Origin of the sequence: Pseudomonas sp. lyk4-R2A-10 (assembly GCF_030209075.1) — a bacterium.
GTDB lineage: Bacteria > Pseudomonadota > Gammaproteobacteria > Pseudomonadales > Pseudomonadaceae > Aquipseudomonas > Aquipseudomonas glycinae.
Genome location: NZ_JARVSR010000002.1, coordinates 227,078 through 239,848 on the forward strand (window position 1 = coordinate 227,078; position 12,771 = coordinate 239,848).

10 protein-coding genes are annotated in these 12,771 nt (G+C 61.5%); 7 read left to right on the forward strand and 3 right to left on the reverse strand.

The features are described 5' to 3' along the window. The first annotated feature begins 11 nt into the window (after positions 1-11). The 7 genes from QRN46_RS03285 (at position 12) to QRN46_RS03315 (ending at position 9,144) form a co-directional block, all read left to right on the forward strand. On the forward strand, positions 12-1,013 hold the full coding sequence (locus QRN46_RS03285) for a phosphate ABC transporter substrate-binding protein PstS (protein ID WP_011336616.1): 1,002 nt from the start codon (positions 12-14) through the stop codon (positions 1,011-1,013). A gap of 424 nt (positions 1,014-1,437) precedes the next feature. Further along, on the forward strand, positions 1,438-3,471 hold the full coding sequence (locus tag QRN46_RS03290) for an ABC transporter permease subunit (RefSeq protein WP_170928910.1): 2,034 nt from the start codon (positions 1,438-1,440) through the stop codon (positions 3,469-3,471). A 15-nt stretch (positions 3,472-3,486) separates the two neighbouring features. Beyond that, positions 3,487-5,157 carry a phosphate ABC transporter permease PstA gene (gene pstA / locus QRN46_RS03295; protein ID WP_011336614.1) on the forward strand — a complete coding sequence of 557 codons (1,671 nt, stop codon included), beginning with the start codon at positions 3,487-3,489 and terminating at the stop codon, positions 5,155-5,157. 82 nt (positions 5,158-5,239) lie between these two features. Beyond that, positions 5,240-6,073, forward strand: a complete 834-nt coding sequence (gene pstB, locus QRN46_RS03300; protein ID WP_065258233.1) for a phosphate ABC transporter ATP-binding protein PstB — start codon at positions 5,240-5,242, stop codon at positions 6,071-6,073. 71 nt (positions 6,074-6,144) lie between these two features. Further along, positions 6,145-6,906, forward strand: coding sequence for a phosphate signaling complex protein PhoU (gene phoU, locus QRN46_RS03305; protein ID WP_007954334.1), 762 nt, complete (start codon positions 6,145-6,147; stop codon positions 6,904-6,906). Positions 6,907-7,083: 177 nt separating this feature from the next. Then, positions 7,084-8,040: a response regulator gene (locus QRN46_RS03310; protein WP_011336612.1), complete on the forward strand. Its 957-nt coding sequence runs from the start codon at positions 7,084-7,086 to the stop codon at positions 8,038-8,040. A 207-nt stretch (positions 8,041-8,247) separates the two neighbouring features. Next, complete coding sequence (locus QRN46_RS03315; RefSeq protein WP_285354279.1) at positions 8,248-9,144, forward strand: peptidoglycan DD-metalloendopeptidase family protein; 897 nt, start codon at positions 8,248-8,250, stop codon at positions 9,142-9,144. 6 nt (positions 9,145-9,150) lie between these two features. Here the strand turns inward: QRN46_RS03315 and QRN46_RS03320 are convergent, their stop codons facing one another. From QRN46_RS03320 to phoB, 3 genes are all read right to left on the reverse strand, one after another. Beyond that, positions 9,151-10,491: a hemolysin family protein gene (locus QRN46_RS03320; protein ID WP_007954342.1), complete on the reverse strand. Its 1,341-nt coding sequence runs from the start codon at positions 10,489-10,491 to the stop codon at positions 9,151-9,153. Between the two features lie 111 nt (positions 10,492-10,602). Continuing rightward, positions 10,603-11,889 carry a phosphate regulon sensor histidine kinase PhoR gene (gene phoR / locus QRN46_RS03325; protein ID WP_285354392.1) on the reverse strand — a complete coding sequence of 429 codons (1,287 nt, stop codon included), beginning with the start codon at positions 11,887-11,889 and terminating at the stop codon, positions 10,603-10,605. A 74-nt stretch (positions 11,890-11,963) separates the two neighbouring features. Further along, entirely contained in the window at positions 11,964-12,653 is a 690-nt protein-coding gene (gene phoB / locus QRN46_RS03330) for a phosphate regulon transcriptional regulator PhoB (protein WP_003229608.1), read from the reverse strand. Between the last annotated feature and the right edge of the window lie 118 nt (positions 12,654-12,771).

Sequence of the window (12,771 nt, forward strand, 5' to 3'; positions counted from 1 at the left end):
AGGAGTAAGGCATGAAACTGAAGCGTTTGATGGCGGCAATGACTTTTGTCGCTGCTGGCGTTGCGACTGCCAACGCGGTTGCCGCTGTTGACCCTGCTATCCCGAGCTACACCAAGACCACTGGTGTGTCGGGCAACCTGTCCAGCGTCGGTTCCGATACCCTGGCCAACCTCATGACCCTCTGGGCTGAGAACTACAAAAAAGAATACCCGAACGTAAACATCCAGATTCAGGCCGCTGGCTCCGCCACCGCGCCACCTGCGCTGACTGAAGGCACCTCCAACCTGGGCCCGATGAGCCGCAAGATGAAGGACACCGAACTGGCGGCCTTCGAACAGAAATACGGCTACAAGCCAACCGCTATCCCGGTTGCCGTGGACGCCCTGGCTGTTTTCGTGCACAAGGACAACCCGATCCAGCACCTGACCATGGAACAGGTTGACGCGATCTTCTCGTCCACCCGTCTGTGCGGCGCCAAGGCCGACGTGAAAACCTGGGGTGACCTGGGCGTGACCGGCGACCTGGCCAACAAGCCGGTTCAACTGTTCGGTCGCAACTCGGTATCCGGCACCTACGGCTACTTCAAGGAAGAAGCCCTGTGCAAAGGCGACTACAAGCCTAACGTCAACGAACAACCAGGCTCGGCTTCGGTCGTGCAGTCGATCAGCTCCTCGCTGAACGGCATCGGTTACTCGGGCATCGGCTACAAGACCGCCAGCGTGAAAACCGTTGCTCTGTCGAAGAAGGGCAGCACTGACTTCATCGAAGACACCGAAGAAAACGCCCTGAACGGCAAATACCCGCTGTCGCGTTTCCTGTACGTGTACGTCAACAAGGCCCCGAACAAGCCTCTGGCCCCGCTGGAAGCCGAGTTCGTGAAACTGGTTCTGTCGAAACAGGGCCAGGAAGTGGTCGTGAAAGACGGCTACATCCCGCTGCCAGCCAAGGTTGCTGCAAAAGCACTGGCTGACCTGGGTCTGCAGGAAGGCGGCGCTGAAGTCGCAAAAAAGTAACAAACTGAGTCAGGGGTGAACCACGCCTGACTCCCGTGTGGGGCCCGGCCCGCAAGCGGCCCGGCCCCCACACTCCCCGAATTCTTCTATCCACTGCCAGTGCCCTGCTGGCGGCGGATTTGGTGCGTCACTGCATTGTCATCTTTCTGTCATACAGGATCGCTAGGGTGTGCGCATGAATGATCTGGCCAATTCCAAAATGACTACGAACCCTCCCAAGCGCATTGACTTCAATACGCCTGAGTTGCAACGCAAGCGCCGCATTCGCGCGCTCAAGGATCGCTTCACCCGCTGGTACGTCCTCGTCGGCGGTCTGGCGGTGCTGGCAGCCATCACCCTGATCTTCTTCTTCCTCGCCTACGTGGTCGCGCCGCTGTTCAAAGGTGCTGACCTGACTGCGAAAGATGTAATCACCCCGGCCTGGATGCAGGACGCCGGCAAGCCGCTGATGATTTCGCTCGAAGAGCAGAATCAGGTGGCCATGCGCGTTTCCGACAAGGGCCAGGCGCTGTTCTTCGACATCGACAGTGGCGCTGAATTGAAGCGCGTCGATCTGCCCCTGCCGGCAGGCGCCAGTGTGACCTCGATCGGCGAAGACCAGCCGGGCCATCCGCTGGTGGCCGTGGGCCTGTCCAACGGCCAGGCGCTGGTGTTCCGTCACACTTATAAAGTCAGCTACCCGGATGGCAAGAAGACCATCACTCCGGCCATCGAGTACCCGTACGGCGAGACACCGATCGCACTCAACGAAAGCGGCGGTGCGCTGGAGCATGTCAGCCTCAATGCCACCGATTCGACCCTGATGCTGGTCGGCTCCACCGGTTCGCAACTCAATGTGCTGTCGCTGACCAGCGAAGAAAACATGATGACCGGCGAAGTCACCAACGAGCAGAAGCGGATTGATCTGCCGCAGATGACCGAGCCGGTGAAAAACATCTTCGTCGACCCGCGCCAGCAATGGCTGTACGTGGTCAACGGGCGTGCCCAGGCCGACGTGTTCAGCCTGCGCGACAAGAGCCTCAACGGACGCTACAAGCTGCTGGAAAACGCCGACGCCGAAGTCACCGCCGCCACGCAACTGGTGGGTGGCATCTCGCTGATCGTCGGTGACTCCAAGGGTGGTCTGGCCCAGTGGTTCATGGCCCGCGACACCGATGGCGAACTGCGCCTGAAGCAGATCCGCACCTTTCAGATGGGCACCACGCCGATCGTGGAAATCTCCGCCGAAGAACGTCGCAAGGGCTTCCTGGCCCTGGATGCCAGCGGCAAGCTCGGCGTGTTCCACAGCACCGCGCACCGCACCTTGCTGGTCGATCAAGTCGTCGAAGGCCAGGGCCTGTTCGGCCTGTCGCCGCGCGCCAACCGCGTGATCGTCGAAGCCGGCGGCAAGCTGCAACCGCTGCTGCTCGACAACCCGCACCCGGAAGTTTCGTGGAGCGCGCTGTGGAGCAAGGTCTGGTACGAGAACTACGACGAGCCTAAATACGTCTGGCAATCGACTGCGGCCAACACCGATTTCGAACCGAAACTGAGCCTGTCGCCACTGACCTTCGGCACCCTGAAAGCCGCGTTCTACGCGATGCTGCTGGCTGCACCGCTGGCCGTCGCCGCTGCGATCTACACCGCGTACTTCATGGCCCCGGGCATGCGCCGCAAGGTCAAACCGGTGATCGAGCTGATGGAAGCGATGCCGACGGTGATCCTTGGTTTCTTCGCCGGTCTGTTCCTCGCGCCGTATGTGGAAGGGCACCTGCCGGGCATCTTCAGCCTGCTGATGCTGCTGCCGATCGGCATTCTGATCGCCGGTTTCACCTTCAGCCGCCTGCCTGAATCGATCCGCCTGAAAGTCCCGGACGGCTGGGAAAGTGCGCTGCTGATCCCGGTGATCCTGTTCGTGGGCTGGCTGTCGCTGTACATGAGCCCGTTCATGGAGAACTGGTTCTTCGGCGGTGACATGCGCATGTGGATCTCCCACGACCTGGGCATCACCTACGACCAGCGCAACGCTCTGGTGGTCGGTCTGGCCATGGGTTTTGCGGTGATCCCGAACATCTACTCGATCGCCGAAGACGCCGTGTTCAGCGTGCCGCGCGGCCTGACCCTGGGCTCGCTGGCCCTCGGTGCCACGCCTTGGCAGACCATGACTCGCGTGGTGATCCTGACCGCCAGCCCGGGCATTTTCTCGGCACTGATGATCGGCATGGGCCGTGCAGTCGGCGAGACCATGATCGTGCTGATGGCCACCGGCAACACCCCGGTCATGGAAATGAACCTGTTCGAAGGCCTGCGCACCCTGGCCGCCAACGTCGCGGTGGAAATGCCGGAGTCGGAAGTCGGCGGCAGCCACTACCGCGTGCTGTTCCTCTCGGCGCTGGTGCTGCTGTTGTTCACCTTCGTCATGAACACCCTCGCAGAACTGATTCGTCAGCGTCTGCGCAAGAAATACTCGTCGCTTTAAGAAAGGTAGAAGTCTGTGAAACAGAACTCCCTGAAAGGATGGTTCAAGAGCGGCGCCCCGGGCGTCTGGATCAGCGGTGGCGCGGTGTCCATCGCGGTCATCATGACCATTGGCCTGCTGGCGGTGATTGCCGTGCGCGGTCTGGGTCACTTCTGGCCGGCGGATCTGATCCACGCCAGCTATGACGTACCGGGCCAGGGCCAGCATCTGGTCGTGGGCGAGGTGGTGCAGAAAGAAGAAGTGCCGCGCGCCCGTCTGAAGAGCGCCGGCCTGCCGGTGCCGGACGAAGGTCCGGAATTCATGACCCGCGAGCTGATCAAGGTCGGTAACCGTGACCTGAACGGCAACGACTTCACCTGGATCGTCGGCGAGTGGCTGACCGACCAGAAGAATCCGCCGGAGCTGATGGCGCTGGAGCGTCGTGAGTGGGGCAACTTCTACGGCTACCTGGTCAACGTCAAACAGGACGGCAAGGTGATCGCCGAAGGCGAAGCCGCCTGGCCTGAGCTGCAAGCGCGGATCGATCGCGTGAACAAACTTGCCGCCCAGCTCAAGACTCTGGAAAAAGTCGATATCGGTGCGATCAACGCCGGCCTCGAGCGCATCCGTCTGCACGGTCGCAAGCTGGAACTGGAAGGCAAGCTCGACGCCACCGCGCAAGCGGACATGGAATCCGAGCGCGCCGAGCTGAACGCCCGCTATCAGGACATCGAGGCTCGTCTGGCCGACCTGCACGCGCAGTTCAACCGTGACGCCTTGACCGCTCGTGATGCGAACGGCAAGGAAATTGAAATCGGCCTGGGCAAAGTGGTTCACGCCTACCAGCCGAACGCGATGGGTACGTTCACCAAGATCGGTTTCTACTTCAGCAAGGTCTGGGAATTCCTGTCCGACGACCCGCGTGAAGCGAACACCGAAGGCGGGATTTTCCCGGCGATCTTCGGCACCGTGATGATGACCCTGATCATGGCGATGATCGTGACCCCGTTCGGCGTGCTGGCGGCGGTATACCTGCGTGAATACGCCAAGCAGAACACCCTGACCCGGGTGATCCGGATCGCGGTGAATAACCTGGCGGGTGTTCCGGCGATTGTTTACGGCGTGTTCGGTCTGGGCTTCTTCGTCTACGTGCTGGGTGGCTCGCTCGACCGTCTGTTCTTCCCTGAAGCGCTGCCGGCACCGACCTTCGGTACGCCGGGTCTGCTCTGGGCTTCGTTGACCCTGGCGCTGCTGGCGGTGCCGGTGGTGATCGTGGCCACTGAAGAAGGTCTGGCGCGGATTCCTCGCACCGTGCGTGAAGGCTCGCTGGCTCTGGGCGCGACCAAGGCTGAAACCCTGTGGAAGATCGTTCTGCCGATGGCCAGTCCGGCCATGATGACCGGCATGATCCTCGCCGTGGCCCGCGCCGCCGGTGAAGTGGCGCCGCTGATGCTGGTGGGTGTGGTGAAACTCGCGCCGTCGCTGCCGGTGGACGGCAACTACCCGTACCTGCACCTGGATCAGAAGATCATGCACCTGGGCTTCCACATCTATGACGTCGGCTTCCAGAGCCCGAACGTCGAGGCCGCGCGGCCGCTGGTGTACGCCACGGCGCTGTTGCTGGTGCTGGTGATCGCCACCCTGAACCTGTCGGCGGTGTACATCCGTAACCACCTGCGCGAGAAGTACAAGGCGCTGGACAGCTGATCGCCGTCACAAGAATTGAAGGGCTGCCGGCCTGTATCCCGGCAGCCAACCGAACCGAATTTGTTAGCACAGGGGATCTCCCATGCAGCACGAAACACATACCCACGGCATCAACATGTCTGCCCTGGGCCGCGACAAGCAGAGCCTGAACCTCGAGCAGGAAACCGTGGCCATCGAAGTGCCGGGCCTGAGCCTGTTCTACGGCGAGAAACAAGCGCTGTACGACGTCAGCATGAACATCCCGAAACAGCGCGTGACCGCCTTCATCGGCCCGTCAGGCTGCGGCAAGTCCACGCTGCTGCGTACCTTCAACCGCATGAACGATCTGGTGGACGGCTGCCGCGTCGAAGGCGCGATCAACCTGTACGGCAACAACATCTACCGCAAGGGCGAAGACGTGGCCGAGCTGCGTCGCCGGGTCGGCATGGTGTTTCAGAAGCCTAACCCGTTCCCCAAGACCATCTACGAGAACGTGGTCTACGGCCTGCGCATCCAGGGCATCAACAAGAAGCGCATCCTCGACGAAGCCGTCGAGTGGGCGTTGAAAGGCGCGGCCTTGTGGGACGAAGTGAAAGACCGTCTGCATGACTCGGCACTCGGCCTGTCCGGTGGTCAGCAACAGCGTCTGGTGATCGCCCGCACCATCGCCGTGGAACCGGAAGTGCTGCTGCTCGACGAACCGTGCTCGGCGCTTGACCCGATCTCGACCCTGAAAGTCGAAGAGCTGATCTACGAGCTCAAATCCAAGTTCACCATCGTCATCGTGACCCACAACATGCAGCAGGCGGCGCGGGTGTCCGACTACACGGCGTTCATGTACATGGGCAAACTGGTGGAATTCGGCGACACCGATACCCTGTTCACCAATCCGGCCAAGAAGCAGACCGAAGACTACATCACCGGTCGTTACGGCTGACAGTTGCGGGTTATTCACAGAATTGACGCTGCGGCCCGCCGCACCTTACCGGACGCTCCAAGGACGCCAACATGATTAGTAAAGAAGGCCTTACCCATCACATTTCCGCGCAGTTCAACGCCGAACTGGAAGAAGTGCGCAGCCACCTGCTGGCCATGGGCGGGCTGGTCGAGAAGCAGGTCAATGACGCGGTCACCGCGCTGATCGAGGCCGACTCGGGCCTGGCCCAGCAAGTGCGTGAGATCGACGACCAGATCAACCAGATGGAACGCAACATCGACGAAGAATGCCTGCGCATTCTGGCCCGTCGTCAGCCTGCGGCCTCCGACCTGCGTCTGATCATCAGCATCTCCAAGTCGGTGATCGACCTTGAGCGCATCGGCGACGAAGCGACCAAGATCGCCCGCCGCGCGATTCAGCTGTGCGAAGAAGGCGAAGCGCCGCGCGGTTACGTCGAAGTGCGCCACATCGGTGACCAGGTGCGCAACATGGTCCGCGATGCGCTGGACGCGTTTGCCCGCTTCGACGCCGATCTGGCGTTGTCGGTGGCGCAGTACGACAAGATCATCGACCGCGAATACAAGACCGCCCTGCGCGAGCTGGCGACTTACATGATGGAAGACCCACGCTCTATCTCGCGGGTCTTGAGCATTATCTGGGTGCTGCGTTCGCTGGAGCGGATCGGCGACCACGCCCGCAACATCTCCGAGCTGGTGATCTATCTGGTGCGCGGCACCGATGTGCGCCACATGGGCCTCAAGCGCATGAAGGAAGAAGTTGAAGGGACAAGTGGTGAAACCGCTAATGTTCCGGGCGATGCTGACGATAAGTAAGATTGCCTGAGAAAAGCGCCCGGCCCTTTGGCCGGGCGTTTTTGTTTCTGCTTTTCATGGGCAGAACCGAATTAAAAAGCAGCACCCGCGAACGAAAAGTCCCGGCGTGACTGAAGAGTTTTGGCAATGTGCCATCAGCCAGCGTTATGCTTGCCGGGATTTTAATAGGGGTGTTGGATGAGCAAGATCAGTGTGTTGGTCGTGGACGATGCATCGTTCATTCGTGACCTGGTGAAAAAGTGCCTGCGTAATTACTTCCCGGGGATTCGCACCGAGGACGCCATCAACGGCAAGAAGGCCCAGGCCATGCTGGCCAAGGAAGCCTTCGACCTGGTGCTGTGCGACTGGGAAATGCCGGAAATGTCCGGCCTCGAACTGCTGACCTGGTGCCGTGAGCAGGACAATCTCAAGACCATGCCGTTCATCATGGTTACCAGCCGTGGCGACAAGGAAAACGTCGTGCAGGCGATCCAGGCCGGCGTCACCGGTTACGTCAGCAAACCGTTCACCAACGAGCAACTGCTGACCAAGGTCAAACAGGCTCTGAACAAGGTCGGCAAGCTCGACACCCTGATGAACAGCGCCCCGACCAAGATGAACTCGGCGTTCGGCAACGACTCCCTGAGCGCGTTGACCGGTGGCAAGGCTGCCGTGGTCGGTTCCGCACCCGCTGCTGCTGCGGCCAACCCGTTTGCCAAGCCTGCCGCGGCGGCCCCGGCACCTGCCGCCGCGCCACAGCGTGGCCTGCTCAACAGCCCGCCGGTGAAAGCTCCGGCAGCCTCCAGCGCTCCGGCCGGTGGTCGCGGTCAGGGCCAACTGCGCTTGCCGAGCGGCACCCAGCAATGCGTGATCAAGGCCCTGAGCATCAAGGAAGCGCTGCTGGTGGTGAAACGCACCGACACCCTGCCGCAGATCCTCGACAGCGCCGTGCTCGATCTGGAGCAGGGCGACAACGCCGAAATCGCCCGCCTCAACGGCTACCTGCACGCCGTCGTTGCCCACGAGCCGAAACCCGACAGCGACTGGCTGCAACTGACCTTCCGCTTCGTCGACCAGGACGCGCAGAAGCTCGACTACATCTCCCGCCTGATTGCTCGCGGTACGGCGCAGAAGCACTTCGTACCGGGCGCTTGATCTTCGTCGACTGACCGTCCGCCATCGCCAGCAGGCTGGCTCCCACAGGGTTCACACCGAACCTGTGGGAGCCAGCCTGCTGGCGATGGGACCATCAAAAGCACCACCCATCTCTCGCGCTGCCCAATTTGAAACATCTGTCGACTAGCCTGGTCTGCTTCAGCTGCTAGGCTCATTCCCAGGCCTTACTCGACAGAATTTTTGCCCATGCCCCTGCGCCTGCTGTTTTTTTGTGGTCTGTTCATGGCCTCCACCTCGACTGTGGCCATGACGATCTACAAATCCACCGATGCCAACGGAGTGGTTTCGTACAGCGACCGTCCGAGCAAAGGCTCCCAGGTGTTCGTGTTTCAGGACCGGATGGTCGAGCGCCTCGAGCGCCAGGTCTATCTCGACATCAAGAAGCAGAAGGGCGCGGACGTGGTGTTCGTGCGCAACGACCTGTACGCGCCGGTCGAGGTGGCGTTGGCGTTTACCGGGATGAGCAACGTGCGCGGCGCGCCGGCGCAAACGATCCGCCGGGTGTTGCCGGCGCGCAGCAATACGCGGCTGGCGCTGCTGACGGCGGTGTCCGGTGGCAAGCCGCTGGTGTACACGCCGCAGTTCCATTATTCCCTCGGTGACCCGGCTGGCGCGGCTCAGGGCTATCGCTATCCGTTTCCGTGGCGTGGCGGGCCGTTTCGCCTCAGCCAGGGCGCCAACGGCGATTACAGCCACTTCGGGCCAAAGAACAAGTACGCAATGGACATCGCCATGCCGGTCGGTACGCCGATCATTGCGGCGCGTGCCGGGGTGGTGGTGAAGACCGAGAACTCCCAGAACGGGCGTGGCACCGATCCGTCCGGCAACTTCGTGCGGATACTGCACGACGACGGCACGATGGGTGTGTACCTGCATCTCAAGCAAGGATCGGTGAGTGTCCGGGAGGGGCAACGGGTTACGGTGGGCAGCCCGCTGGCGCTGTCAGGCAATACCGGCAACAGCAGCGGCCCGCACCTGCACTTCGTGGTGCAGCGCAATACCGGGATGGGGCTGGTGTCGATTCCGTATCAGTTCAACCGGCCGCTGGGGGCGTTGCCCAACTTTGCGTTGGGCAAGCAGTAAACCCCGTCAGTCGAGCATCAGCACCTTGGCCAGAATGATCTTTGGACCTTTCATCTTCTTGATGATGATCCGCAGGCCTTCGACTTCCAGCACTTCTTCCTCTTCCGGCACCCGTTTCAGGGTTTCGTAGATCAGCCCGGCGAGGGTTTCGGCTTCAATGTGATCCAGGTCGATCCCCAGCAGGCGCTCGACCTTGAACAGCGGCGTATCGCCCCGCACCAGCAACTTGCCCGGCTGGTAGGCGAGGATGCCGCGCTCGGCCTTGCGGTGTTCGTCCTGGATATCGCCGACCAGCACTTCCAGCACGTCTTCCATGGTCAGGTAGCCGATGATGTTGCCGTCGGCTTCTTCGACCACGGCGAAGTGCGAGCCGCCCTTGCGGAACTGCTCCAGCAGTTGCGACAGCGGCATGTGCCGCGATACGCGCTCCAGCGGGCGGGTCAGTTCGGCGAGGTTGAACGACTCGGGAATGTGGTCCAGCGCTGCCAGTTCCAGCAGCAGATCCTTGATGTGCAGCAGGCCGACGAATTCCTTGCGCTCGCTGTCGTACACCGGATAACGGCTAAATTTGTGGCGGCGGAACATCGCCAGGATTTCTTTCAGCGGGGCGTTGAACTCGAGGGTGATCAGGTCTTCCCGGGAGTTGGCCCAGTCGACCACTTCCAGTTCGCCCATTTCCACCGCCGAGGCCAGCACGCGCATGCCCTGGTCGCTCGGGTCCTGGCCACGGCTGGAGTGCAGGATCAGTTTCAGTTCTTCGCGGCTGTAATGGTGCTCGTGATGCGGCCCGGGTTCACCTTGACCCGCAATGCGCAGGATGGTGTTGGCGCTGGCATTGAGCAGGTAGATCGCCGGGTACATGGCCCAGTAGAACAGGTACAGCGGCACCGCCGTCCACAGCGACAGCAGCTCGGGTTTGCGGATCGCCCAGGATTTGGGTGCGAGTTCGCCGACCACGATGTGCAGGTAGGAAATGATGAAGAACGCGGTGAAGAACGAAATGCCTTTGACGACTTCGGCCGACTGCACGCCGACTGCGCTCAGTAGCGGTTCGAGGATGTGCGCGAACGCCGGCTCGCCGACCCAGCCCAGGCCCAGGGAGGCGAGGGTGATACCGAGCTGGCACGCCGAGAGGTAAGCATCGAGCTGACTGTGCACCGTGCGCAGGATGTGCCCGCGCCAGCCGTGCTGTTCAGCGATGGCTTCGACCCGGGTCGAGCGCAGTTTGACCATGGCGAACTCCGCCGCAACGAAGAAACCGTTGAGCAGAACCAGGATCAGAGCGAAAAGAATCATGCCGAAATCGGCGAATATGGTTGCGAGGGACAAGCCAGGGGAAGGGTCCATGATGGAGTTTTGCGGGTTCCGTGTGATTCGAAAGAAAGAAAAATCCGCACCTGAAAGGCAGGCGCAAGTCAGCCAATGTAGCGGCTGACCTGGCGATTGCCTAGTCCGGCATTACTCAGTGGCGCTGATGACCCGTGCCTGAGCGACCTGCGCCGGGGCGAAATGGCAGGTGAAGGTGCTGCCATGACCGGGCACGCTGCTGATCTCCATCCGTGCGCGATGGCGCAGCAGTACGTGTTTGACGATGGCCAGACCCAGGCCCGTGCCGCCGGTGTTGGAGTTGCGGCTGGAGTCGACGCGGTAGAAGCGTTCGGTCAGGCGCGGCAGGTGTTTGCTGTCGATGCCGATCCCGGAATCCTGCACGCTGAGGTGTGCGCCTTGATCGTCGCCCCACCAGCGAATGCGGATATTGCCTTCGGCCGGGGTGTATTTGACCGCGTTGAACACCAGGTTGGAAAACGCACTGCGCAGTTCCGCCTCGCTGCCCTTGAGCAGAATGCGGGTGTCGGCTTCCAGGGTGATTTTCTGATTCTTCGAGCCGGACAACTGCTGCGCATCGCTCTTGATCGACTGCAACAGGGTGTCGATGTGCACCGGCTGGTTGTCCGACGGGTAATCGGTGGCTTCCAGTTTGGCCAGCAGCAGCAAGTCATTGAGCAGGGTTTGCATGCGCCCGCCCTGTTGCTGCATCTGCTGCAGCGCGCGGCTCCAGCGCGGGTTCACTTCCTCGACGTTGTCGAGCAGGGTTTCCAGGTAGCCGCAGATCACTGTCAGCGGGGTGCGCAGCTCATGGGAGACGTTGGCAATGAAGTCTTTGCGCATCTGTTCCAGCTGATGGATGCGCGTGACGTCGCGCACCAGCATCAGGTGTTCGTTGTTGCCGTAGCGCGTGAGGTACAGCTGGATGCGTACGCGATCGTTGGTCGGCGAGGGGATTTCCAGCGGTTCGGCGTAGCTTTCCTGCTCAAAGTACTCCTTGAAGCGCGGATGCCGGACGAGGTTGGTCACCGGTTGGCCGCTGTCTTGCGGGGTCTTGAGACCGAGCAGGGTTTCGGCTGCGCGGTTCCACCATTCCAGGTTGCCGTCGCTGTCGAGCATGATCACCGCGTCTTTCAGCGCGGCGGTGGACTCCTGAACGCGGTCGATCACCGCTTGCAGGCGTCCGCGTACCCGTTGGTCGCGGCGTTGCAGGTGGTAAATGCTGTCGAACACCTCGCCCCACAGGCCATAGCCGTCGGGCGGTGCTTCATCGGGTTGGTGCAGGCGCAGCCATTCGTGCAGACGCAGCAGTTGCTTGAGCGTCCAGGCCAGGTACAGGCCCAGTCCCGCCGCCAGACTCCAGCCGTAGTAGCCGGTGATCAGGCCGATCACCAGGCAGCCGGTGACCAGCAACAGCATGTGGCGAATCAGGGTGCCATGCCAGTTTTGGTTCACGGAAAATGCGGTCCTTGTCTACGGGGCTGGCGCTCGGCTCAGGCCTTGGTGGAGAACCGGTAGCCGGTGCCGCGCACGGTTTGTACCAGATTTTCGTAGGCGTCGCCGAGGGCCTTGCGCAGGCGCCGGATGTGCACGTCGACGGTGCGCTCTTCAACATAGACGTTGCCGCCCCAGACCTGGTCCAGCAACTGGCCACGGGTGTAGGCGCGTTCCTGGTGGGTCATGAAGAACTGCAGCAGACGGTATTCGGTCGGGCCCATTTCGGCCGGACGGCCGTCGATGGTCACGCGGTGGCTGATCGGGTCGAGCAGCAGGCCGCCGACTTCGATCGGCGCTTCGCCATCGGTCGGGCCGGCGCGACGCAGCACGGCCTTGAGGCGTGCCACCAGCTCGCGTGGGGAAAACGGTTTGGTGATGTAGTCGTCGGCGCCGACTTCCAGGCCCTGGATCTTGTTGTCCTCTTCGCCCTTGGCGGTGAGCATGATGATCGGGATGTCCCCGGTCAGTTCGTCACGCTTGAGGCGGCGGGCCAGCTCGATGCCGGAGGTGCCGGGCAGCATCCAGTCGAGCAGGATCAGGTCCGGCTTGCGGTCGACGATGATGGCGTGGGCCTGCTGCGAGTTCTCTGCCTCGAGGCAGTCATAGCCGGCCATTTCCAACGCAACGGCGATCATTTCGCGAATGGGCGCTTCGTCGTCGACGATCAGAATGCTCCTGCCAACCATGCCTTAATCCTCTTGTCATTTAACTGTCTTGCGCCGCATTAGATAACGGAATTATTGCAGTCGTGTGACAGTATTTTAGTCCGGCGGCGATTGTGCGAATCCTGAACTAAGCTCTAAG

What these genes read in the sequence shown, in the direction of transcription:
- phoR (WP_285354392.1), bottom strand. Translation starts at nt 11,889, where the DNA reads ATGCTGTTGCTGGTCACCGGCTGCCTGGTGATCGGCCTGATCACCGGC.
- phoB (WP_003229608.1), bottom strand. Translation starts at nt 12,653, where the DNA reads ATGGTTGGCAGGAGCATTCTGATCGTCGACGACGAAGCGCCCATTCGC.
- QRN46_RS03290 (WP_170928910.1), top strand. Translation starts at nt 1,438, where the DNA reads ATGCAGGACGCCGGCAAGCCGCTGATGATTTCGCTCGAAGAGCAGAAT.
- pstB (WP_065258233.1), top strand. Translation starts at nt 5,240, where the DNA reads ATGCAGCACGAAACACATACCCACGGCATCAACATGTCTGCCCTGGGC.
- QRN46_RS03285 (WP_011336616.1), top strand. Translation starts at nt 12, where the DNA reads ATGAAACTGAAGCGTTTGATGGCGGCAATGACTTTTGTCGCTGCTGGC.
- QRN46_RS03320 (WP_007954342.1), bottom strand. Translation starts at nt 10,491, where the DNA reads ATGGACCCTTCCCCTGGCTTGTCCCTCGCAACCATATTCGCCGATTTC.
- phoU (WP_007954334.1), top strand. Translation starts at nt 6,145, where the DNA reads ATGATTAGTAAAGAAGGCCTTACCCATCACATTTCCGCGCAGTTCAAC.
- QRN46_RS03315 (WP_285354279.1), top strand. Translation starts at nt 8,248, where the DNA reads ATGCCCCTGCGCCTGCTGTTTTTTTGTGGTCTGTTCATGGCCTCCACC.
- QRN46_RS03310 (WP_011336612.1), top strand. Translation starts at nt 7,084, where the DNA reads ATGAGCAAGATCAGTGTGTTGGTCGTGGACGATGCATCGTTCATTCGT.